The 22,227-nt window shown below is 66.4% G+C and carries 17 protein-coding genes; 8 read left to right on the top strand and 9 right to left on the bottom strand.

The features are described 5' to 3' along the window. Nucleotides 1–61: 61 nt before the first annotated feature. The 3 genes from NLF94_RS15140 to NLF94_RS15130 are packed head-to-tail and all read right to left on the bottom strand — an operon-like array spanning nt 62 to nt 2,734. Nucleotides 62–823, bottom strand: a complete 762-nt coding sequence (locus NLF94_RS15140; RefSeq protein WP_254838465.1) for an ABC transporter ATP-binding protein — start codon at nt 821–823, stop codon at nt 62–64. Next, complete coding sequence (locus tag NLF94_RS15135; protein ID WP_254838464.1) at nt 820–1,890, bottom strand: branched-chain amino acid ABC transporter permease; 1,071 nt, start codon at nt 1,888–1,890, stop codon at nt 820–822. The genes NLF94_RS15140 and NLF94_RS15135 overlap by 4 nt, the downstream gene beginning before the upstream one ends. 4 nt (nt 1,891–1,894) lie before the next feature. Beyond that, the gene (locus NLF94_RS15130; protein ID WP_254838463.1) at nt 1,895–2,734 is read right to left on the bottom strand and encodes a branched-chain amino acid ABC transporter permease; all 840 of its coding nucleotides are present in this window, start codon (nt 2,732–2,734) and stop codon (nt 1,895–1,897) included. A 412-nt stretch (nt 2,735–3,146) separates the two neighbouring features. Here NLF94_RS15130 and NLF94_RS15125 point away from each other — a divergent pair, with 412 nt between their 5' ends. Further along, entirely contained in the window at nt 3,147–4,427 is a 1,281-nt protein-coding gene (locus tag NLF94_RS15125) for an ABC transporter substrate-binding protein (RefSeq protein WP_254838462.1), read from the top strand. Nucleotides 4,428–4,429: 2 nt separating this feature from the next. Continuing rightward, nucleotides 4,430–5,176: an ABC transporter ATP-binding protein gene (locus tag NLF94_RS15120; protein ID WP_254838461.1), complete on the top strand. Its 747-nt coding sequence runs from the start codon at nt 4,430–4,432 to the stop codon at nt 5,174–5,176. Between the two features lie 90 nt (nt 5,177–5,266). On the opposite strand, the gene NLF94_RS15115 is transcribed toward NLF94_RS15120, so the two are convergent. Continuing rightward, on the bottom strand, nt 5,267–6,343 hold the full coding sequence (locus NLF94_RS15115) for a 2,3-butanediol dehydrogenase (RefSeq protein ID WP_254838460.1): 1,077 nt from the start codon (nt 6,341–6,343) through the stop codon (nt 5,267–5,269). Nucleotides 6,344–6,514: 171 nt separating this feature from the next. Here NLF94_RS15115 and NLF94_RS15110 point away from each other — a divergent pair, with 171 nt between their 5' ends. Beyond that, nucleotides 6,515–7,744 (top strand): acyl-CoA dehydrogenase family protein, encoded by a 1,230-nt coding sequence (locus NLF94_RS15110; RefSeq protein ID WP_254841436.1) that lies wholly within the window; start codon nt 6,515–6,517, stop codon nt 7,742–7,744. 55 nt (nt 7,745–7,799) lie between these two features. Beyond that, nucleotides 7,800–8,867, top strand: a complete 1,068-nt coding sequence (locus tag NLF94_RS15105) for a phosphotransferase family protein (RefSeq protein WP_254838459.1) — start codon at nt 7,800–7,802, stop codon at nt 8,865–8,867. 92 nt (nt 8,868–8,959) lie between these two features. Here NLF94_RS15105 and NLF94_RS15100 read toward each other — a convergent pair whose 3' ends face one another. From NLF94_RS15100 to NLF94_RS15090, 3 genes are all read right to left on the bottom strand, one after another. Then, nucleotides 8,960–10,276 carry a phenylacetate--CoA ligase family protein gene (locus tag NLF94_RS15100; RefSeq protein ID WP_254838458.1) on the bottom strand — a complete coding sequence of 439 codons (1,317 nt, stop codon included), beginning with the start codon at nt 10,274–10,276 and terminating at the stop codon, nt 8,960–8,962. A 181-nt stretch (nt 10,277–10,457) separates the two neighbouring features. Then, complete coding sequence (locus NLF94_RS15095; protein ID WP_254838457.1) at nt 10,458–10,880, bottom strand: VOC family protein; 423 nt, start codon at nt 10,878–10,880, stop codon at nt 10,458–10,460. A 98-nt stretch (nt 10,881–10,978) separates the two neighbouring features. Further along, nucleotides 10,979–12,187, bottom strand: coding sequence for a phenylacetate--CoA ligase family protein (locus tag NLF94_RS15090; protein ID WP_254838456.1), 1,209 nt, complete (start codon nt 12,185–12,187; stop codon nt 10,979–10,981). Between the two features lie 219 nt (nt 12,188–12,406). Between NLF94_RS15090 and NLF94_RS15085 the strand changes: the two genes are divergently transcribed. The 4 genes from NLF94_RS15085 (at nt 12,407) to NLF94_RS15070 (ending at nt 18,457) form a co-directional block, all read left to right on the top strand. Beyond that, nucleotides 12,407–14,479, top strand: coding sequence for a hydantoinase/oxoprolinase family protein (locus NLF94_RS15085; protein ID WP_254838455.1), 2,073 nt, complete (start codon nt 12,407–12,409; stop codon nt 14,477–14,479). Beyond that, the gene (locus NLF94_RS15080; RefSeq protein WP_254838454.1) at nt 14,479–16,143 is read left to right on the top strand and encodes a hydantoinase B/oxoprolinase family protein; all 1,665 of its coding nucleotides are present in this window, start codon (nt 14,479–14,481) and stop codon (nt 16,141–16,143) included. Before NLF94_RS15085 ends, NLF94_RS15080 begins: the two co-directional genes overlap by 1 nt. A 49-nt stretch (nt 16,144–16,192) precedes the next feature. Continuing rightward, nucleotides 16,193–17,386, top strand: coding sequence for a CaiB/BaiF CoA transferase family protein (locus NLF94_RS15075; protein ID WP_254838453.1), 1,194 nt, complete (start codon nt 16,193–16,195; stop codon nt 17,384–17,386). A 282-nt stretch (nt 17,387–17,668) separates the two neighbouring features. Beyond that, nucleotides 17,669–18,457 carry a DUF7260 family protein gene (locus tag NLF94_RS15070; protein WP_254838452.1) on the top strand — a complete coding sequence of 263 codons (789 nt, stop codon included), beginning with the start codon at nt 17,669–17,671 and terminating at the stop codon, nt 18,455–18,457. A gap of 308 nt (nt 18,458–18,765) precedes the next feature. On the opposite strand, the gene NLF94_RS15065 is transcribed toward NLF94_RS15070, so the two are convergent. After that, nucleotides 18,766–19,734, bottom strand: a complete 969-nt coding sequence (locus NLF94_RS15065; RefSeq protein WP_254838451.1) for an MBL fold metallo-hydrolase — start codon at nt 19,732–19,734, stop codon at nt 18,766–18,768. Nucleotides 19,735–20,241: 507 nt separating this feature from the next. Continuing rightward, nucleotides 20,242–22,176 carry an archaea-specific SMC-related protein gene (locus NLF94_RS15060; protein WP_254838450.1) on the bottom strand — a complete coding sequence of 645 codons (1,935 nt, stop codon included), beginning with the start codon at nt 22,174–22,176 and terminating at the stop codon, nt 20,242–20,244. Nucleotides 22,177–22,227: the final 51 nt, after the last annotated feature.

The raw sequence follows: 22,227 nt of genomic DNA, 5'->3' as shown, positions 1-22,227 counted from the left end.
GACGGCGGCTCCCGCGGCGGTCCTCCCGGTCGATGGGTGAAAAACAGCCGCTGTCGCCGTCTCACTCGCCGAAGTACGCCGATCGTACGCGTTCGTCCTCGATGATATCGGCGCCGCTCCCGGTGGCGACGATCTCACCCTGGTCGATGACGACGACGCGATCCGTGACGTCGACGATCTTCCCGACGTTGTGATCGATGACCAAGATCGTGGTGCCGGCGTCGTGTATCCGGTGGATTATCTCGGATACCTCGTCGGTCTCTTCGGAGGTGAGGCCCGCGAACGGCTCGTCCAGCATGAGCAGCTCCGGCTCGCCGACGAGGGCCCTGCCGATCGCCAGTTTGGTCAGCTCGATCTGTGTCATGTCCGGGGGTGCCTTCGAGAGCTGTTCGTCGCTCAGCCCGATCAGACCGGTGATCTCCCCGACGTCCACGGCGTCGTCGGACCCCCCGCCCCGGAGCGCCGAGAGGTACGTATCGAGCCGTAGCACCCGGTTTTCCATGTTTGCGACCTCGAGGTTCTCGTGGCCGGTGAACTCCTCGAAGTGCATCTGGTCCTGGAACGTCCGGAACACGCCCCGAGAGGCTATTTCGGAGACGGAACGGCCCGTGATCGACTCGCCGTCGTACTCGATGCTGCCGTCCGTCACGGGTAACACCCCCGTGATGACGTTTATGAGTGTGCTCTTTCCGGCGCCGTTCGGACCGATCAGTCCGAGCAGTTCGTCCGGCCTGACGTCGATGTCGACCCCGTTCAGCGCGACGACGCCGTCGAACCGTTTCGTCACGTCGCGCAGTCGGAGCAACGGCTCGTTCTCGGTCATCGATCGTCACCTTCGCCGCTGAAGTCGATCCGGTCGATCCGTTCCCGAATCCGCGGGTAGAGCCCCTCCGGCCAGAAGTAGAAGAACACGACCGCGATGCTCATCCATATGACCCGCCTGAACTCCCGAATGTCGACGTACCCCCCCAGGGAGTTCTGGTAGAGGGTCGACGTCTGTATCGTCGTGAGCGCCCAGTCGAGGAACTCGAGGACGAATATCCCGATGATCGGTCCCGTGATCGTCCCGAGTCCCCCGATGACGGCAGCGACGAGGATGTCGATCATGATGCCGAGCGAGAGCTGCGTCGCGGGGGTGAGCGACGAGAGGAAGTGCGTCCAGACGGCGCCGGTGAACCCGGTGAAGAACGCGGTGATCGCAAACGCCGTGATCTTGAACTTGTCCGGGTTGATGCCGAGCGACGAGAGGAGCAGTTCGTCCTGCTGGATGGCCCGCAACACGACCCCCATCTCCGATTTCGTCACCACGAGCAGGACGCCGGTGATGACCAGGAGGTTCAGGAACATGAAGTAATACAGGAGTAGATCGGTGCTCGCGCCCACCGGGAGGAGCCCCGTCAGTTCGGGGCCCAGGGGGGCGACGAAGAGATGGCCGCCGAGTCCCCCGGTGACGTCGGAGAAGAGTATCACCAGGTTCTCGCTCCAGATGGCCACGACGAGCGTGATCGCGGCGAAGTAGATGCCGGCCAGCCGCAGACTCGGCCCCGCGAGGAAGGCCGTCCCGACGACGGTCGTGATGAGCGTCGCCAGGAAGATCGATAGCAGGAGCGGCAGGCCGAGTTCGTGTTCGAGTATCACGCTCGAGTAGCCGCCCAGTCCGACCAGGAACATGTGTCCGAAGCTGAAGTAGCCCGAGAGACCGGTGAAGAAATCCCACGTCACGGCCAGTGCCGCCAGGATGAAGAACGTTCCCGCGAGAAACAGCTGGAACGAGGACAGCCCGACCGGGAGGACCAGCCCCCCGAGGACGAGCAGGGCCGCGACGATTCCCTTGCCGTTGGTCAGTTGGTGCCGAGCACGCGAGGCCAGCGAGACGTTGGACGAGGACATGGGTTCAGAACTCGACCTCCCGTTTTCCGAACAGGCCTTCGGGCCGATACAGCATGAACAGGATGAGCAGCCCGAAGCTGAACAGCCCCTGCGCACTCGGGGCGATCAGAAAGGCCGCGGCCGTCTCGAGGAGGCCGACGATGTACGCCGCGACGAGCGATCCGGTGATACTGCCGAGGCCGCCGATCACGACGATCACGAACGCGATCAGGAGCGGATCGAACCCCATCTGCGGGTTCAGCCCCGTAAACGCGCCGAGGAAATAGCCGGATATCGCCGCGAGGGTGCCGGCTATCCCCCACACGGCATAGTCGATCCGGGTGACGTCGATCCCGAGCGATGCGGCGCCTTTCCGGTCGATACTCACGGCCAGCATCGCCTGTCCGAACTGTGTCCGGTTGACGAAGTACCACAACCCCACGATCAGCACCCAGGAGACGAAGAACGCCAGGACGCGATTGAGCGGTATCGTGACCCCGAGGGGCTGGACGATGCCCGAGAGAATCGACGGCACCGATCGGGTCTCGTGTGTGACGAAGATGCCGACCAGTTCCTCTATGATGAACGCGACGAGCAACGTCACCATCAACGCCGTCAGCGGCTCCTCCCGTATCGGCTCGAAGAACACCCTGAAAAGGAGGATAGCCACGACGAACACGAACCCGGCGCTTATCACGACCGAGGGCGTGAGGGGAACGCCCCCGCCGACCATGAAGAACACGCCGTACGCGCCCAGCATGATGAACGCGCCGTGTGCGAGGTTTACGATCCCACCGATGCTGAATATGAGCGTAAACCCGATCGCGATCAGTACGTAGAGGGCGCTGAGTGCCGCCCCGGTCACGACGATATTTTGAATAGCTGACATATGTTACTGTTTCAAACCCGTCTCTCGGTTTCGCTGTACACGAGAGCCTTCGACGCTACCATCACTCCCAAATCACCGTCATGGTATTTCAATCATTCGCCGCCCAGCAGCGATTCCCGGACGCGGTCGACGAGGCCGTCCCCGTTCGTACCCCGTGGTTCACGTCGTGACACGGTGGGACGGGAAGTTCCCCTCGAATCCCGAACTCGGCAACGGCCCGGCCGCCTCCGTCGTTGGATCGCCACTGGCGCCCCGGTACTCGGTCGGTCGCAGCGGCAGGCAATCCCACCGTTCGAGAATTGATACCTTTGTTCGTCGTACCGGAAAAGCTTAAATAATGAGGGGCGTAAGGCGAACTCGTATGACGCGTGTAAGCAGGAGACATTATTTGCAAGCCGGGAGTGTCGTCGTCGGCGGCGCACTCGCTGGCTGTCTCGGTGGCGGCAATGGTAACGGCAACGGAAACGGCAACGGAAACGGCAATGGCAACGGCGGGAACCTGCCCGACGAGATCACGGTCGGGCTCCTTTCGCCGCAGCCACATCCGCTGGCCGAGGGCGCCGAGAACGGGACGGAGTTCGCGGTCGAGAAGCTCAACGAGGCCGGCGGGCTTTTAGACCGGGACCTGACGATCGAGCAGGGCACGACGGAGGTCGAACCCAATACGGCCGCTTCGGAGGCGAGACGGCTGGTCGAACAGGAGAACGCCGACGTCATCATCGGACCGATGACGAGCGAGTCGACGCTGTCGGTCCAGGCGCAGGTCACGGCCGATACGGGCGTCATTCTCTTCGGGCCGGGGGCAGCGTCCCCCCGGATGTCTCAGCGTGTCGCCGAGAGCTACGACACATACAAGAACTACTTCACATGTGTCCTGCGGTCGCCGGACGTGTTCCGCACGCTGGCGACGAACTACCAGGAGGTGGCTCGACCGAAGGTCGGCGGCGGGTCCGTCGTGGCCATCGCCGAGGACCTGGCGTGGACCGAGGGACACGCCGACGCGGTGAGTGACGTCCTCGACGCCGAGGTCCACGAGATCCGGTTCCCACACGACACGGAGGACTTCACCCCGATCTGGAGCGAGGCGGTCGACACCGGTGCGAACTTCGCCATGATGGCGTTCACCGTCGGCGACGACGCCGCGATGCTCCAGCAGTGGGCCGAATCCGAGATTCCGCTCGGGGTCATGGGGGTTATCCCCTCGATGACGCTCGCCAACTTCCCGGACACGGTCGGCGGGAACAACGCGCTATCGGTCGCCGGCGGCGAGGCCGCCGCTCGTGCGCCGAAGACCGACAAGACCATTCCCTATTACGACAACTACAGCGAACGATTCGACAAGCCGCCCGCGACGTACGCGTGGTACTTCCACGACGCCGTCATGACGTGGGCGGAGGCCGTCGCGGGAACGGAAACCCTCAACCTGGACGACCTGGTAGGGTTCCTCGAGACGGAAACGTTCACGTCGACGATGGGGACGCTCAATATGCAGGGTCCCGACGAACAGTACCCGCACGCCCCGATGATGGGCAAGGAAGACGGGTACTGGTGGACGTCCACGCAGTGGCAGGAGATCGACGGCGAACTCCAGCGGGTGATGATCGCTCCGAAAGCGTGGGCCGACCACGACGGAGAACAGGAGTACGTGCTCCCGCCCTGGATGCAGTAGCGATGGCCAGCGCCGACGATTCGGCACCGAACGAGGGGCCGGACACCGAACCGCTGGTTTCGATCAGGGGTCTCGACGCCTACTACGGGGCGCTGTACGTCCTCCAGGAGGTCGATCTCTCGGTCACCGAGGGAGCCATCACCGCCATCATCGGGCCGAACGGCGCGGGCAAGACGACGTTGCTCGACTGCATCACGGGGTTCAAGAGCTTCGAGGGTGACCTCCAGTATCGCGGTCGTTCGATAGCGGGCGACGATCCGTGGGACTTCGACGGCGCCATCGGCTACTCCACCGAGGACGGGAACCTCTTCGAGGACATGACCGTCGGGGAGAACCTGCGGCTCGGGGGGTACACGGTCGAGAAGGCCGACCACCGCGAACTGCTGGACCGGGTGTTCGATCTGTTCCCCCGTCTCGACGAGCGCCGCAACCAGCAGGCCAAGACGCTCAGCGGGGGCGAACAGCAGATGCTGTCCATCGGACGCAGCCTGATGACCGACCCGGAGCTTCTGATCCTCGACGAGCCGTCGCTCGGGCTCGCGCCGACGATCATCAAGGACATCAGCGAATCCCTCGAGGAGATCCACGAGCAGGGCGTGACGATCCTCATGGCCGAACAGAACGTGAGCCTGGCGCTGGATCACGCCGACAGGATCTACCTCCTGGAGCACGGTTCCATAGCGACGTCGGGAACGCCGTCGGAACTGGAAGACGACGACCGGATCCGCGAGAGCTACTTCGGGGGGTAATCCACGAGCGAGCGGCCGTCCCCGAAACGGAGGACTGTTTTCGTCACGCGGGACGACGACCCGGACCCCTCGACGGGGACCAAATCGGGCTCACTCGCCGGGATCGACGACGACCTTTATGTGACCGCCGTCGGGGTCGAGAAGCGCCCGGAACCCCTCCGTCACGTCCCCCAGCGGGACCCGTTTCGTCACCAGCGGTCGCGCGTCGAGTCGCCCGTCGCGGAGCATCCCTATCGTCGCGGCGAACTCCCCGCGCCGCGAGAGCGGCCCGGCGGCGTAGCCGAAGGAGCCGACGACCGACCGTTCGGCCATCATCACGAAATCGGGGTTGAACTCGACCTCCCGTCCGAAGAAGGAGACGATCACCACCGTGCCCGCCTTCTTCGAGGCGCGGACGGCCTGGGTCATCGTGGGTTCGGTCCCCGCGGCGTCGATAGCGACGTCGACGCCGCCCTCGGTGGCGGCGGAGACGAACCGAACCGGATCGCGTTCGGCCGGATCGACCGTCCCGGTCGCACCCAGCGCCTCGGCCCGCTCCCGGCGGGCGTCCCGCGGTTCGATCACGTAGACGTCCCCCGCGCCCGTGGCGACGGCGGCCTGTAGCACGCCGAGCCCGATGGGTCCGGCGCCGAAGACCGCGACCGAGTCGCCGGTCGTGACCCCGGACCGACGGACGGCGTGCACCGCGACGCTCAACGGTTCGACCAGGGCCGCCTCCTCGAGGGAGACGCCCTCGGGGAGGGAAACGACGTTTTCGGCCGGGACGACGACACTGTCGGCGAACCCGCCGCCACGCCCGTGCAGGCCGAGGCTCACGAGGGAGTCACAGAGCGCGTAGCGCCCCTCCTCGCAGTAGCGACACGTCCCGCAGGAGAAGAGGGGGTTGACGGCGACCCGTTCGCCCACCGGGAGGTCGTCGACCCCCTCTCCCGTCTCGGCGACCGTTCCGGACAGTTCGTGGCCGAGCGTGACCGGGAGCGTCTCGCCGGTCACCGGATGCGGTTTCCCGTCGGGAATCGTGACGGGCCCGTGGGCGTACTCGTGGATGTCGGTCCCACAGATCCCGCAGAACCCGACGTCGACCCGTACCTCGCCCGGACCGACTTCGTCCTCGTCGAGTTCCTCGATACGGACGTCCTCGCGCCCGTGGTAGACGGCTGCTCTCATACCGAAACAAGGGGATCACCGGCCCCATATACGTTGCGGGGGGTCGACGGGAGGACGCTACCGTCGGATCGGCGCCGACCGGGGACGCAAGCGCGGCGCCAACGGTTAAGTGGGCGTCCGGCCGTAGGCGAGGGAGCAGGTCGACGACCTGCGGATACCCCCATGACTGGAATCGAATACGACGACTCGAACGGTGCGGCGGAGATGACGGCCAAAACGAAGGCGTTCATGGACGAGGTGGTGATCCCCGCCGAGCGCGCCCTGCCGGGCGGCGAACCGATCTCGGAGGCGGGAATAACCGAACTCCAGGAGGCGGCCCGCGAGTACGGTGTGTTCGCGCCGCAGGTACCCGAGGAGTACGGTGGGCACGGCCTCGACTTCCGCTCGATGCTCCCCGTCTTCGAGCAGGCGGGCCGGAGCCTCATCGGACCGATCGCCATGCGTGTCAACGCGCCCGACGAGGGGAACATGCACCTGCTGGAACTGGCCGGCACGGACGAACAGAAGCGACGGTACCTCGGTCCCATCGCGGCCGGCGAGATGGACTCGGCGTTCGCGATGACCGAGCCGATGGACGGCGGCGGGGCCGACCCGAAGATGATCAAGACGACCGCCGAGAAGGATACCGACGAGTGGGTCATCGACGGCCACAAGTGGTGGACGGGACAGGCACCGGCGGCCGACGTACTGATCGTCATGGCCCGGACCGATCCCGACGCCCACCCCTACAGCGGCACGTCGATGTTCCTCGTCGACCCCGACCAGCCCGGCGTCGACATCGTGCGGGAGATCCCGAAACTCGGCGACGAGGTGCTCGGGATGGCACACTCGGAGATCCGATTCGACGGCGTTCGCGTGTCCGAGGCGGACGTGCTCGGGGAGCTGAACGAGGGGTTCGCGCTGGCCCAGCGGCGGCTGGCCCCGGCGCGAGTGACCCACTGTATGCGGTACTCGGGGCTCTGCGAGCGGGCGCTCGACGTGGCGAAGGCCTACACGAGCGAGCGGGAGGGCTTCGGCGAGCGACTGACCGAAAAGCAGGCGCTGCGTCACGACCTCGCCGACGCGGAGACGCGGTTGCACGCCGTCCGGTCGATGGTCCGTCACGCCGCCCGCCGGATCGCCGCCGGCGACGAGGCCCGCGTCGAGACCGCGATGTGCAAGGTATTCGGCGCCAACGTCTTCCAGGACGTCGTCGACACCGCCGTCCAGATGTGTGGCGCCAACGGCATCGGCAAGGACCTCCCGATCGCCGACTTCTACGAGGACGTTCGGATCCTCAGGATCGCCGACGGCCCCGACGAGGTCCACAGACGGACCATCGCCCGCCACGCGCTCAAGGAGGTCGACCCGTCGGAACTCGAACGTATCACCCGCTACGGGGAGGCCGTTTCCGGCGAGTAGCCGGGGGCGCCGGAGACAGATTTATAGCCCGTTCGTCGGCATCTCCGTGCGAGCCATGACCGACGCCCACGACACCGACGTCTCGTTCGACCCGACCGCACTCGAGGCGTTCCTGGAAGAACACCTCGGCAGCGTCGAGACGTTCGACGTCGCGCCCGGCGGCGAGGGCAAGTCAAACGAGACGTGCTTCGTCACCTGGGGTGACCGGGATCTGGTCGTCCGGAAACCTCCAGCCGGCGCGACGACCGACACCGCCCACGACGTCCTCCGGGAGTACCGGGTCCTGTCGGCGCTCCAGGGGACACCGGTCCCCGTCCCGGAGACGGTCCTCTCCTCGGAGGACCACTCGGTCGTCGGCAGCGACTTCTACGTGATGGAGCGGGTCTTCGGGGACGTGATCCGCGGCGAGGAGCCGGACCGGTTCGGGACTCCGGCGCACAGGCAGCGTTTGGGCGAGGAGATGATCGACACCCTCGCCGCGATCCACACCGTCGACTACGAGTCGGTCGGTCTGGGGGCGGGCGACTTCGGCTACCCCGACGGCTACCTCGAGCGACAGGTCGACCGCTGGACGAAACAGCTGGAGTGGGCGTTCGGAACGACGACGGACGAACGGGAGGTACCGGCGCTACACGACGTACGCGAGTGGCTGGAAGACAACCTGCCGGAGACCGCCGAGCCGACCCTGGTTCACGGGGACTACAAGCTCGACAACGTCATGTTCGGTCCGGGAACGCCGCCGGAACTGGCGGCCGTCTTCGACTGGGAGATGAGCACGCTCGGCGATCCGCTGGCGGATCTGGGCTGGCTCCTCATTCACTGGTACGACGACGGGGACTCCGAGCCGCTCCTCCCCACCACGAACCCGCCGTTTCTGGCGCGAGAGGGGTACCCGACCCGGCGCGAACTCGTCGACCGGTACGAGCGGCGAAGCGACGTCGAGGTACACGACCTGCGGTTCTATCGCGTCCTCGCCGTCTACAAGGAGGCGGCGGCGTGTGAGGTGTTCTTCGCCCGGCACCTCCTCGGGAGCGACGACCCGTTCTACCCGCAGATGCGCGAGCAGGTCCCGTCGATCGCCGAGCGTGCGCTCCGGATGATCGACGGCGACGAACCGCTGTGACCCCCGGCCGCGCCCGACGAGCAACGTCGGCTGGCAGGGTGTGAGCCGACCGTCCCCCAGCCGGCGCGAAGATTCCTCGACTCCCCCGTCGGTCAGTACTCCTCGGCGACGCGCTCCATCTTGGTCGCGCTCTCGAGGCCGATCGCGTCGCTGGTCGTGACGATCAGCTCCGCGGGAACGCCGAACTCATCGCTCAGGGCGGCTTCGGCGTCGTCACGAGTGTCCGAACCGATGTCAGCCTCGGTGGCCACCCGGGCGACGAGTTCCGACTGCTCGCCCGGTTTGCGCTTGACGATCTGGTAGTTCTCCCCCATCAGTTCGTCGAAGCCCCAGATGACCTCCTCGACCTCGATGTTCGTCACCGGCCGTTCGCGCCCCTCGACCTCGACACTCCAGCTGAGACGGCCGAGCGGCCGGATCCGCATCGTGGTCCGGCCGCAGTCGCACTCGCCGACCTTGTAGTCGACCAGATCCTCGAGCCGGTAGCGGATGTAGGGGTTGGCCTCGGCCCAGAGGTTCGTGATGTGCACCTCGCCGTACTCGCCGGGCTCGACGTGCTCGCCCGTCTCGGGGTCGAGCACCTCGACGAGGAACTTGTCCTCGGGGACGTGACAGTACTGGCCGTCGTGGCCGCACTCGTAGGACGTGAAGAACTGGTCGCCGCTGGCGTAGCCGTTGTAGAACGGGACGCCCCACGTCTCCTCCCAGAGTTCGCGCTTGGGCTGGGAGGCGTCGACCATGCTGAAGATGAACCGGACGTTGGGGAACACCTCCGTCGGGTCGATGTCGTTCTCCTCGATGAACTCGAGTTCGGTCTCGGGCTGGTAGACGAGCACGCCGTCGAAGTCCGCCTCGGTCTGGAGCCCGAAGATTATCTCGGCGATGTTCTGGGCGCCGAATATCCCGTTGACGGGCGTGACACCGATCTGTCGGGCGGCCTCGTCCAGGGCCATCACCGTCCCATTCCAGTGGGCCGTCCCCATCTGGTTGAACTTGTCGCCCTTCCGGAACCCCCAGGCGTACATCTGCCGGGCGAAGATCTCGCCGACGTGGTCGTGGTCGCGGTCGGTGAGCCCGAAGTAGTTCGGCTTCCCGGTCGTCCCCGTACTCTGGGTGGCCCGGCCGACCTCCGACTCGGGGACACAGAGCGCCCCACACCAGAAGTCGCCGGTCCGGTCGCGGTACTCGCGGAGGTCGTCCTTGTCGAACACCGGGAGCTTCTCGACGTCCTCCCGTCCCCGTATCTCGTTCGGGTGGACGCCGTGGTCGTCGTACAGCTCCTCGAAGAAGCTCGAGTTCCGGTAGACGTGTTTTACCTGTTCGCGGAGCCGTTCGCCCTGCAGGGCTCGTAGCTCCTCGCGCGGCAGCGCCTCGCGCTCCGGGTTCCACATGCTGGCGTGACTGGACATTTCTGGCTCACTCTTACCAAACTGCGATTCAATCGTATTTAATGGTGCGGGTGGTCGGAGAGGGGTTCAGCGAGACGTTCCCCTGGGGAACACGGGGTCGGCTCTCGTGGATAGATCGTGTGTTTCGACGTACCGTTCGTGTGCCACCACCGCAGCGGAGTCGAGGATGGTCGTGGGACGGCTACTCGACGGCTTCCTCCAGGGGATGTCGGGGAGAGTACTCGGCCAGCGTCACGAGAACGCCCGAGAAGTGTCTCGGATGGTACAGCGCCTCGGAGACGTCCCCGACCTCGTACTCGTCCATCGGGTCGATCCCGTCGGCGGCGAGGTCCCGTTTCGCCGAATCCAGGTCGTCTATCCGGAGCACCAACCCGTACAGCCCCGGCCCTTCGGCGTCGAGGTACGCCGATAGTTCCGTCCCCTCCCGTTTCGGGGTCATCAGGTCGAGCCCGGACCAATCGAGACGAGAGGCGATGACCTCCCCGCCGACCTCCATCTCCACGGGGTCCCCGAAGTCGAACCCGAGCCGTTCGAACTGCTCGACGGCTTCCTCCAGCGCCGGTGTCAGAACGATAACTCTGTCGACCGCGAGTACGTCCACCATGAACCCGCAACTCCGGAGCCCCACAAAAACATCCCGATATCGGCAACGGATAGCAAACGTAAATCGGCATCGGAGGGACGGCTGCCGGGCGTCCGGGTTCAGTACCGTTCGTCCCGGACGTGCCCCTCGGCGTCGATCCCGTCGGCGAGTTCGACCTCGTCGATGCCGACGAGCAGGTCCGTCTCGAGGGCCTCCCGGACGGCCTCGCCGTCGACGGTCCCTCCCTCGCCCACTTCGACGGTTATCTTCAGATGATCTGTCTCGTTCGGACGGGAGGCTTCGACGAGGAACTCGCCGGTCAGCCCCGGGAACTCGGTGAGCACCGGTCCAACGGCGTCGGGGTAGAACTTCACCCCCTTGATCTTGAGGCGACTGTCGACGCGGCCGAACACGCCGTTCGGGAGCGTGAGCGAACGGCCGCAGGCACACTCCTCGTCGACGAGTCGCGTCAGGTCGCCGGTGCGGTATCGGATCAGCGGCATCGCTTCCTTCTGCAGGTGCGTCAGGACGACCTCACCGCGCTCGCCCGGCGCGACCGGTTCGTCGGTCTCCGGGTCGATTATTTCCACGAGCACGTAGTCGTCGGCGACGTGTAGCCCGTTTTCGTGTTCGCACTCGGCGGCGACCGGTATGATCTCGCTCAGCGCGTACGTGTCGACGACGGTCGTGTCGCCGCCGAACGCCTCCCGGACCTCCTCCCGGAGGCCGGGGACCGAGGTGAACGGCTCGCCACCGCCGACGAAGACATCGAGGTCGACGTCCGCCTGTTCAGCGATCTTCAGGCCGAAACTGGGGAATGCGAGCATCCCGTCGGCGTCGAGGCGCCGGGCGAGGTGCGCCGCCTGCTCGGAGTCGCCGCCGCCGACCGGGACGACCGCCGCGCCGGCCGCCTGGAGGCCGATGTGCGACGCGAGCCCCCCGAGAAACACCGTGTACGTCGTACAGTTCAGGAAGACGTCCCCCTCCCCGATCCCCTGCGACCGGAACTGGTCGGCAAAGCTCTCGGCCAGCCGATCGAGGTCGCGCTCCGTGTTGAACTCGGGAAGTAGCTGTTCGCCGGCGGGGGTCATGTTGACCTGCCGGACGTCCTCGGAGAAGAACGAACCGTGCGGTGGCCGGGCGTCGTACTCCTCGACCAGGTCCCCGGTGGTCATGAACGGAAGCTCCCGGAACGCCTCGATCGAGGCGACCCCGGTCGGGTCGACGTCGGCGAAATGTTCCTCGTAGAACGGGACCCCCGAAACTCGTCGTAGCTGCTCGCGTAACTCGTCGAGTCTGTGTTCGAACGCGTATTTACTGTCTGTCATTGTGGGTCGTCCCTCGCGGTGGCACGCGAACCGAGGGTCGTTTGCGTCCCTGCTGTTCGGTCTCCGGCCTTCTATTTCAACCTTGTCCACACGTAACACGGGGGATCTGGACGGGGCGACCGGCTCCGGGAACGGCCCGCGACCGCCGTCCGGATCGGCGGTTCGGCGGTGACGGAAACGCTTTTCGACGTGCTCTCCCATCGGGGGAACGAACCTCTGATGTACAAGGCGGGAATCGACATCGGCGGGACGTTCACCGACGTCACGCTCCTGGACCGAGACGAGGCGGTCCTGACGAGTCACAAGGAGCCCACGACCCCCGACGATCCGGCCGTCGGCGCGTTCGAGGGGCTGGACGCACTCGTTCGGCGGCAGGACATCGCCTTCGAGGAGATCGAGGAGATCGTCCACGGGACGACGCTCGTCTCCAACACGATCATCGAGGGCGACGGGGCGACGACCGGCCTCGTCACGACCGCCGGAACGAAGGACGTTCTGGGCATCCGTCGTAGCTTCCGGTTCGACCTCTTCGACTGGGATGTCGAAGACCCGCCGCCGCTCGTCCCCCGACACCGGCGAATCGAGGTCGACGAACGTATCGACGCCGACGGTACCGTCGTCGAACCGCTCGACGACGAGGAGGTAGCGCGGGCGGTCGGGACCCTCGTTGCCCGCCACGACGTCGACTCGATCGCCGTCTCCCTGTTACACTCGTACGCGAACGACGCACACGAACGGGAGATCGGCGAAGCGATACGGGCGAACCACCCGTCGGTGGAGATGTCGCTGTCGTCGTCGGTCGCCCCGATCGTCCGGGAGTACGAGCGGACGTCGACGACGGTAGTGAACGCCTACGTCAAGCCGACGGTCGACAGCTATCTCGGGCGCTTGGAGACGGCGCTCCGTGCGGAGGGTTTCGAGGGCGAACTCTATTTGATGACGTCCGACGGCGGGGTCGTCGGAGTGGAGACGGCACGCCGGGAGCCCGTCCGGCTGGTGAGCTCCGGGCCGGCCGCGGGGCTGCTACTGAGCCGGGAGATCGGCCGACGGCTGGACGTCGACGGCGTGCTCTCGTTCGATATGGGCGGCACGACCGCGAAAGGGGGTCTCGTCACCGACGGCCGGATAGCGGTCACCTACGAGGACGACGTCGCACGGGCCTACCGTTTCAAGAAGGGCAGCGGCTACACGGTCTCGATACCCCTCGTCGAACTCGCCGAGATCGGAGCCGGAGGCGGGAGCATCGCCACGGTGGACGAAGTGGGGCTGATCGAGGTCGGTCCACGAAGCGCGGGCGCGGATCCGGGCCCGGCCTGTTACGGTCGGGGCGGCGAGGAGCCGACCGTCACCGACGCCGCGCTGTTGCTGGGATACGTCGACGAGGACGGGGCGTTCGGCGGCAACATAGCGATCGACCGATCGAGGGCGGCCGAGGTTTTCGACGAACGGATCGCCGACCCCCTGGACATCGAGCGCGAACGGGCGGCGTGGGAGGTGTTCGAGGTCGTTACCGAGAACATGTCGAACGCGTTCCGGCGGCACGCGACCGAGAGGGGTGTCGACCCGTCGGAGCTCACGATGGTCGTCCAGGGCGGGGCCGGCCCCATGACCGCGTTTCGGATCGCCGAACGGCTCCGCATCGACGAGATCGTCTGTCCGAGAGACGCCGGCGTCGGGTCCGCGCTCGGCCTCGTCGAGGCGCCGAAACGGTACGAGAGTACGACCACCGAACGACACCTCCTCTCGGAGGTCACGCGGGCGGAGCTGGTGGACGCCCTCGAGGAGCGGCGGCGAGAATCCGAGCGCGTGCTCCTGTCGGCGGACGCCTCTCCCGAGGCGTTGACCGTCGAGTTCTCCCTCGGGATGCGCCACGTCAACCAGGGGGCCGAGATAGAGGTTCCCCTGGCGGTCGAGGACGTCGAAGCGGTCACTCCGGAGCTGGTACGGCGCCGGTTTCGAGAGCGATACCGGCGGTCGTACAACCGGGGGGCGCTGGATGCCCCCATCGAAATACTGCAGTTTCGGGCCGGGGTCGCCGAAGAGGCAACCGACGACGGGTGGACGCGACGCGATCCGGCGACGGGGGCCGTTCGACGGACCGAAGCGGCGTACTTCGGGGAGGATGGGTGGGTCGAGACGGACGTCCGCAACTGGGCAGCCCTCGATCCGGGACGGACGGCCGCCGGACCGGCGATCGTCCAGTCGGATCAGACCTCGGTCGTCGTCGGCCCCCGGTCGACGTACACCCTGGAGAACGACACCCTCCGTATCCGCCGGGAGGACGACGGCTGATGGGGCGTGAGACCCTGCAGACGAACCTCGTCTGGAACCGGCTCGGAACGACGACGGAGGAGATGTACGAGGTGGCCTCGAAGCTGGCGTTCTCGAGTTCCATCCGGGACCGTGCGGACAACGCCAGTTCGATCTGTACGGTCGACGGCGAGGTGATCGGGAGTTCGAAGCGGAGCACGCCCGTCCTCTCGGGGGCGAACCGCTCTACGGTCCGCACCCTACTGGAAGGGCGGTATCCGCTCGAGGCGCTCTCGCCGGGGGATGCGATCGTCACGAACGATCCGTGGTTCGTCGGCGGCCATCTGTCCGACGTCGCGGTCGTGAGCCCGATCTTCGACGACGGCACCCTCCGCTGTCTCGCGAGTTCGATCGGACACGTCGCCGACATCGGCGGGAGCATCGGCGGGTGGTCGATCGATACCAGGGACGTCTACGAGGAGGGGATCCGGATCCCGCCGACGAAACTGTACGAGAACGGAACGATAAACGACGAGGTTCGTCGGTTCGTTCGGGCGAACGTTCGACTACCGGACAAGGTGATGGGCGACGTCGAGGCGCTCCGGTCGGCGAACACCTTCGCCGAGGCGAGGATCGAGGAGATCGTCGACGAGTTCGGGGCCGAGACGTTCGAACGAGCGACGGAGGACATCACGGCGCTGTCCCGCGAGCGGCTCCGAAACCACGTCGGGGCCGTCGACGACGGGACCTACCGGAGCGGCGGGACCTGGACGGTTCCTCGCGGTTCCGAGCCCGACGTCTCGTTTCGGGTCGAACTGGAAGCCGTGATCGACGGACGGACGATCGCGTTCGACTTCTCGGGAACGTCGGACCAGGTGGCGGTCGGGATCAACTGTCCCTCGGGGAACCTCCGGGGGATGATCTCCTACATCGTCAGGTCGATGATCGTCCCGGAGTCGGAGAAGACCGAATCGGTCGACGGCGTCTTCGATCTCTCGGTTCCCGAGGGGAGCGTCGTCGACCCCCGCCGTCCGGCCCCGACGGGTGGCCGGCACATCACGCTCTTTCCGGCGTCGTACTGCGTCATCGACGCGCTTGGCAAGGCGATCCCGGAGGCGGCGATGGCCTGGCCGAGCGGCGGCCAGCGCGTCGTGATAGACGGAACGGACGAAACGGGGCGGACGTTCCTCGGCGTCAACACCGCCATCTCCCCGTGGCCGGCGCGGTCCGGGAAGGACGGGCTCGACTGTCAGGCGTTTCCGACGAACGTGAAGAACCTCCCCATCGAGATGATGGAGCTGTACACCCCGATCCGGGTCCTGAGCAACAACCTCGTCCCGGACACGGAGGGAGCCGGCAGGACTCGGTCGGGCTTCGCTCAGGAACTCCGCTTGCACAACCCGACGACGAAGGAGTTTAACGTATCGTTAACCTCGGGCGCGTCCGACCGGCCGGAGGGTGTCCAGGGCGGATCGGCGGGGCGTGCGGCCAGCGTCGAGAGCCGGACTCGAAGCCGTGATCTCCCGCTCAACGGCTCGTTTCCGATCGACCCCGGCGAGGTGATCCGGTTGCGGTCCCCGAGCGGGGGCGGCTTCGGCCCGCCCGACGAACGGGACGCCGAACGACTCGAACGCGACGTCGAATCCGGGCTGATAACGCCGACGAGGGCCGAAGCGGTCTACGGGTACGACCCGGCCGACGAGTGACCGGGGATCGCGCCGCACGCTTTAACACACGCCGAGTGCATGAGGACGTATGGCCCGACCGCTGGAGGACGTCTCCGTCCTCGAACTGTCGACGATGGTCGCCGGTCCGTACGCCGGCCAACTTCTCGGCGATCTCGGCGCCGACGTCGTGAAACTCGAGCGGGTCGGATCGGGCGAACTCGCCCGTTCGCTCGAACCGACCGTCGGCGACGAGAGTTTCTACTATCTGACCGTAAACCGGAACAAACGCAGTCTGGCGATCGACATCACCACTGACGAGGGCAGGGAGGCCTTCTTGGATCTGGCGGCGACGGCCGATGTCGTACTGTTGAACTTCCCACCGACGTTCGCCGAACGCCACGGGATCGATTACGAGACGGTCCGTGACCGCAATCCCGGGATCGTCTACTGCGGCATCTCGGCGTACGGAGCCGACGGCCCCCACCGGGAGGACGCCGGCATCGACACGACCGTCCAGGCGCTCTCGGGGGCGATGTCCATGACGCGAGAGGAGGGTGGGCCCCCCATGCGGTCGGGAACGCCGATGAACGACGTGTTCGCCGCGCTGTATGCGGTACAGGGCATTCTGACCGCGCTGTACACCCGCGAACGGACCGGCGAGGGCGAGTTCGTCGACGTCTCGCTGCTGGACGCCGCGGTCGCCGGTCTCACGACCCGGGCGACCTACAGTCTCGTGACCGAGGAGCCGTATCCGGCGTTCGGTCGGCGACACAACTACTTCGCGCCCGAGGGCGTCTACGAGGTGGCCGACGGCGAGGTCCAGCTGTCCGTCGTCACGAACCGCCACTGGCGCCGGTTCTGTGAGGCGATCGACGAGCCGGGGCTGGCCGCCGACGACCGGTTCGCGGAGGTCAACCGCCGGGTCCAACACCGGGACGAACTCGAAACCGAGCTCGGAGAGCGATTGGCGGAGTGGTCCGTCGACGAACTCGTCGCCGAACTCCGAGAGCACGGCGTTCCCGCGGCGCCGATCGAGGACACGCTTTCGGTGTTCGAACATCCCCAGGTTCAGGCTCGGGAGATGCGTCGGACGATCGATCACCCCGATGCCGGCGCCGTCGACACGCTCGGGTTCCCGGTGAAGTACGAGAACATCGAGCCGGCGATCGAACGCCATCCGCCGAGGCTGGGCGAACACTCCGTCGAGGTGCTCCGCGAACGGGGGTTCACCGACGACGAGATCGAACGGCTGCTCCGGAGCGGGACGATCGAGGACGCCTGACGTCCGGACGCGAACATCGACGGCTTCGGTCGCGGAGGCGTCTCCACAGTGCACCGGGTCGCCCCCGACGAGAGGGACGCCTGGGCGGCGCTCGAGCGACCCGCCCCCGGTTCCCGACTGCGATTCGGGGATCCCATCCCGGACGAGGCCCCGTTCCGACGGGTTTCGGTGTATTCCCGGAACGTGGGGAGCGACGGACAGGGTTAAGTTCTAGCGACGGATTGTTAGATGTGATCACACCCCAACCGATGGTCGCCGCGGCCCCCCTCCGTAGTACCACGTATGCAAACTGGACACAAGCGACTCGACCGCGCCGAGGAACGCATCGCCGACGAGCAGTCGTCTCTCGGGGCCGAATGCGACGCCTTCGAGGAGTTCCGGGACGCGGTCAGCCTGGCGCGAACGACGGCCGGCAACGGCCCGGAGTCCGCGACCGAGACGGAACGGCTCCGGGCGGCGTACCGCGAGACGGTGATGTCGTCGCCGGACTTCGAGGAGACCTACGGGGAATCCCTCGCCGAGAGCCTCGAAAACGAGTTCTCCGCGCCGGTCGCAAACGCGCTGTCGTTCGAGGACCAGGTGACACAGCGACTGAAGCGAGACCTCCTCGTCGGGACGAACGAGGCCATCGAGCGACGCGAGCGGGTCAGGGAGGCGCTCGACGCCGAGCGAGAGTCGATCGAACGGGTCCGGGAGGCGCTCGTCGACATCGACCGGGCGCTAGCGGAGACCCCCGTCCCCACGCTCCGGGCCCTGTCCTTCGAGGAGTTCCTCGAGACGTGGGAAACCTGCGAGGAACTCGCGTGTCGCTGTGAGCGCCTCCTCGAGGAGCGACAGTCGGCGATCGAGGACATCCAGGCGGCGATCGGGGGAGCGACGTCCCCCCACGCTCTCAACGAGTATCTCTACGGCGAACTGGAGACCACCTACCCCGCGCTGGAGGCTATCGCCCGGACGCGACGGTCGATCAAACGGCACCGACGCCGGCGGGAACGTCACGACGACGACGATCCTCGGGAAACCTCACACGAGGACGGGGCGCGACACAGCCCCTCGATGGCGGACATATAGCCGACTCGACCCCATCGAACGGCGTCGATGGAGTCCTCCCGGGCTCTCGTGGCGCTACGAACCCGTCTCGATCCGGGACAGTTTCGCGGGCGAAACTCGAGTCGTTCGTGCCCGGAACGTCCGCACGACCTCCCGTGTCCGTCGGACGTGGCCCTTCCCGAACGCCGCCGGGCGGGCCGAACGGATGCGGTAGTTCGAGGCGTTCGTCGCTATCGAACGCCACGTTTTCGACGTTGACGGATCGAACGGCGGTGTTGCCGGGGCGTCGAAACCGACCACGAGCCGAACGAAGGGGCCGGGACCCCCGGTTACGTCGCCCCGGTGTAGGCGTAGTACGACCTGTCCCCCTCGTCGGTTATCTCGACGCGCCCGTCGTCTTCGAGCAGGTCGAGGTGGCCGATCACCTCCGACATCCCGAGGAACACCTCGGTCGTCGGGAGCCCGGAGAACATCTCCCGCATGAGATCGTAGGCGGTCGCCGGCCCGGACTCTTCGAGCAGCTCGGCGACGTCTTCCTTCCGCTCGCGGTGGTGGTCGAGCGTTTCGCGGACGCGGGCGTGGAGGTCGGGAATCGGCTCGCGGTGGCCGCCGTAGCCCCGTTCGGCGTCGACCGACAGCAGGCGCTCGAGGGAGGACATGTACGCCGGGAGGCTACGGGTTCGACCCTCGCCGCCGATCCGGACCGTCAGGACCGGGTTCGGCGTGATGTCGCTCATGACGTGGTCGCCGGTGAACGTGGTTCGCGTCTCGGGGACGTGATAACAGAGAGAGCCCGGCGCGTGCCCCGGGGTGTGAACGCAGGTGAACGTCGGCGCTCCCTCGACGATGTCGCCGCCGCCGACGGTCCGGTCGATGTCGATGGGTCGCTGGAACGGCAGATACGGTTCCGGGACCTCGGTCACGGCGACGGCCGTCGATTCGGGGACGCCCATCGAGATCAGAAACGGTTCGAAGAAGGACTGCTCCCGGACGAAGTGCGCCTCCATGTCGCGCATGATCGCCGCGGCGTGTTCGTGAGCGATCACGGACGCTCCGGATTCGTCCCGGACCCGCCCGGCGATCCCGAAGTGATCCATGTGGGGGTGTGTGACGAGGATCCGTTCGACGTCCTCGACGCCGGCGCCGATCCGGGCGAGTCCGTCGGCGAGCGCCTCGTAGGCCTCGTCGGTGTCCGGCCCTGGATCGATTACCGTGAGCGCGCCGGATTCGAAGGCGTAGCAGTTCACGGTCCCGATGTCGAACGGGGTGGGAACTTCGATTCGGTGTACGCCGTCCATACTCCGACCTCACGTTCGAACTACTAATCAGTTCGTCTCGGGCGAGTCGACCGGGTGAGAACCAACCGCTGGGGACGACCGGCGGAGCGAACACCTCGTTCACCGTCACCGAACGCTGTCTGGACGGCAGCGTCGATCCGAGCGAGCGAAACACGGCGGACACCCGCGGTTTAACGGCGATCCGGCGTTCGACCCATCCGTTCACGTCTGGGGAACGCCGGGAACAGGGGGCCCACGCGCAGAACGATCACGTCCGGGAGGCGTCACCGGTCGTCGATCCCGAACACTGCACGTCTCCGTCGGGAACCACCGAGGTGTACTCCCCGCCTGCCGAGTGCGGTACTCGTCGGCGGAGCGATCCGAACGCTCACGTTCGTCGTTCGGAATCACGGAACGCGGTGCTGTCGGCCGGCGACGCCGAGACGGGGCGCCCCCGGATCGACCGCAGCGAGTCCGGTATCACGACGGGATACCCCGTCGGACCGAAGTCGGCAGGTCGGCAGCGGGCTAGATGTCGCCGACGTACTGGTACTCCTCCGAGAGCCCGGCAGCGTCCTCCGAGAGGAGCGCCACGACGAGGTGGTCGTTGTACCCCTCAAGGTACTCGACCAGCGTCGCGATCCGGTCGGCGTCGATGGCCTCCAGCGAGTCCAAGAGCAGGAACGGCACTTCGTCGTACACCTCGTGTGTGAGATAGCCCGCGAGGGCGAACACGAGCCCCGTGACCTCGCGTTCGCTCTCGCTGAGGTGGTCGACGGTGTCCTCGTAGGTCGCTCCGCCGTCGGTCTGGCGGATGATGTGGAGTTCGAAGACGCTCTTGGTCACCTTGCGGCGGCCCTCCCGGACCTCCTTTTCGACCCGCTCCAGCCAGATCCGCTCGAGGTTGTGGTACTCCAGCAGCTCCAGCACCGTCTCCATGTGCTCGTTGAACTCCTCGACGGCCTGTCGCTCGATCCGGCCGATCTTCGTCCGGAGCTCCTCGATCTCCTCGTCGAGTTCCTCGCGGCGGTCCTTCAGCCGGTCCTCCTCGTCGAGCCGGTCCTCGATTTCGGTGATCTCGGACTCGACGTCCTCGAGGTCGCCCTCCAGGCGCCCGAGGTCGTACTCGATCTGGTTGGCCTCCTTGTGCAGGTCGAGGACCTCCTCGTAGGTCTCGTCCTCCATCCGCTCGATCTCCGCCTCCAGGTCCTCGACCTCGTCCCGGAGCTCCTCGCGGCGGTCGGTGAGCCGCTCGATGGAGTCCTCGGCGCGCTCGACCTCGGATTCGGCCTCCTCGAGGCGGCGCTGGAGGTCCTCGCGGCGGCGCTGTTTCTCCCGGAGTTCCCGGGCCTCCTCCGTGAGTTCGTCCATCCGGGTCTCGATGTCGTCGACTTCGCCGAGCTTCGACTGGCTGAGTTCCTGGAGCCGGTCGACGGTCGCCTCGATCTGGTCTTCGGGGACCTCGCTGCCGCAGGTCCAGCAGGTCACGTTCCCGTCGGGCAGCAGCTCCTCGGTCACGTCGTCGGCGGACTCCTCTAGGGCGTCGAGGACGTCCTCGTCGCCGTCGTCGAGCATCTCCTGGTTGAACCTGACGACGCTTTGAACCTCGTTGACCTCCGATTCGAGCTGTCGTTTCTGCTCTCTGAGGTCGTCGATCCGCGATTCCAGCTCGTCGATCTCGCCGACCGGCGCGTCCGGGAGATCGTCGAGCTCCGACTGGAGTTCGCGCGTCTCCGCGCGGGCCGACTCGAGCGTCTCACGTTCGGTCTCGAGGTCGTAGCGGACGTCCTCGAGGTCGGATCGCTTCGAGCGGAGTTCCTCGAATCGCTCCTCGAGTTCGGCCTTCTCCGCGCGCGTCTCCTCGACGTCGGTGTCGCGGTTCTCGAGTTCCTCCTCCTTTGCGGCGAGTTCCGCCTCGGTCTCTTCGATCTCCTCTTGGAGGCTGGTCCGGCGTTCTTCGAGAGACGGCAGTCGATCCTTCAGCGAGTCCAGCTCCTCGAGTTCCTCTTCGAGTTCGCGTCGTCGCTCGACGAGCCGGTCGATATCGCGTTGGATCTCGTCGGTGTCGATCGGGCGCATGATGAGGTCGCGGAGGTCCCCGTCGGCGGCGACCGTCCGGCGCGCCTCGTTGGACTCGAGGAGGAACGCAAAGAGGTCCGCAAGCGTCGGGTCGTCGAGGTAGGGGTCGCCCCCGGTCCGGATCGTCGATCCCTGCCGGGTGAGCTCGCGCGTGTACGTCTCGCCCCCGATCTCGAGTTCGACGGAGGCCTCCTCGGCGTCGCCCTTCATCGTCACCTCGTCGCTCCCCAGCGCCGCCATGATGGTTTGCAGGAGGGACGTACGGTTCGTCGCGTTCTCGCCCGTGAGGATGGTCACTCCCGGCGTGAACTGGACTGATGTCTCGTCGATGCCGCCGATGTTCTCTGCGTTCAGCGAAGCGGGTTTTTCTTTTTGTGTACTCATATGAACGGCCCCACGGAGTGGGAGTTGTTAAATGTGATGGAATCGAACGGT

The sequence above is a fragment of the Natronomonas marina genome, from assembly GCF_024298905.1.
In the GTDB taxonomy this organism is placed as follows: Archaea; Halobacteriota; Halobacteria; order Halobacteriales; family Haloarculaceae; genus Natronomonas; species Natronomonas marina.
This window is presented reverse-complemented; position numbering and strand designations above follow the sequence as displayed.

Excerpts from the sequence above, each read along its gene's own strand:
- NLF94_RS15140 (WP_254838465.1), bottom strand. The coding sequence starts at position 823 with ATGACCGAGAACGAGCCGTTGCTCCGACTGCGCGACGTGACGAAACGG.
- NLF94_RS15135 (WP_254838464.1), bottom strand. The coding sequence starts at position 1,890 with ATGTCCTCGTCCAACGTCTCGCTGGCCTCGCGTGCTCGGCACCAACTG.
- NLF94_RS15120 (WP_254838461.1), top strand. The coding sequence starts at position 4,430 with ATGGCCAGCGCCGACGATTCGGCACCGAACGAGGGGCCGGACACCGAA.
- NLF94_RS15115 (WP_254838460.1), bottom strand. The coding sequence starts at position 6,343 with ATGAGAGCAGCCGTCTACCACGGGCGCGAGGACGTCCGTATCGAGGAA.
- NLF94_RS15105 (WP_254838459.1), top strand. The coding sequence starts at position 7,800 with ATGACCGACGCCCACGACACCGACGTCTCGTTCGACCCGACCGCACTC.
- NLF94_RS15100 (WP_254838458.1), bottom strand. The coding sequence starts at position 10,276 with ATGTCCAGTCACGCCAGCATGTGGAACCCGGAGCGCGAGGCGCTGCCG.
- NLF94_RS15095 (WP_254838457.1), bottom strand. The coding sequence starts at position 10,880 with ATGGTGGACGTACTCGCGGTCGACAGAGTTATCGTTCTGACACCGGCG.
- NLF94_RS15090 (WP_254838456.1), bottom strand. The coding sequence starts at position 12,187 with ATGACAGACAGTAAATACGCGTTCGAACACAGACTCGACGAGTTACGC.
- NLF94_RS15085 (WP_254838455.1), top strand. The coding sequence starts at position 12,407 with ATGTACAAGGCGGGAATCGACATCGGCGGGACGTTCACCGACGTCACG.
- NLF94_RS15080 (WP_254838454.1), top strand. The coding sequence starts at position 14,479 with ATGGGGCGTGAGACCCTGCAGACGAACCTCGTCTGGAACCGGCTCGGA.
- NLF94_RS15075 (WP_254838453.1), top strand. The coding sequence starts at position 16,193 with ATGGCCCGACCGCTGGAGGACGTCTCCGTCCTCGAACTGTCGACGATG.
- NLF94_RS15070 (WP_254838452.1), top strand. The coding sequence starts at position 17,669 with ATGCAAACTGGACACAAGCGACTCGACCGCGCCGAGGAACGCATCGCC.
- NLF94_RS15065 (WP_254838451.1), bottom strand. The coding sequence starts at position 19,734 with ATGGACGGCGTACACCGAATCGAAGTTCCCACCCCGTTCGACATCGGG.
- NLF94_RS15060 (WP_254838450.1), bottom strand. The coding sequence starts at position 22,176 with ATGAGTACACAAAAAGAAAAACCCGCTTCGCTGAACGCAGAGAACATC.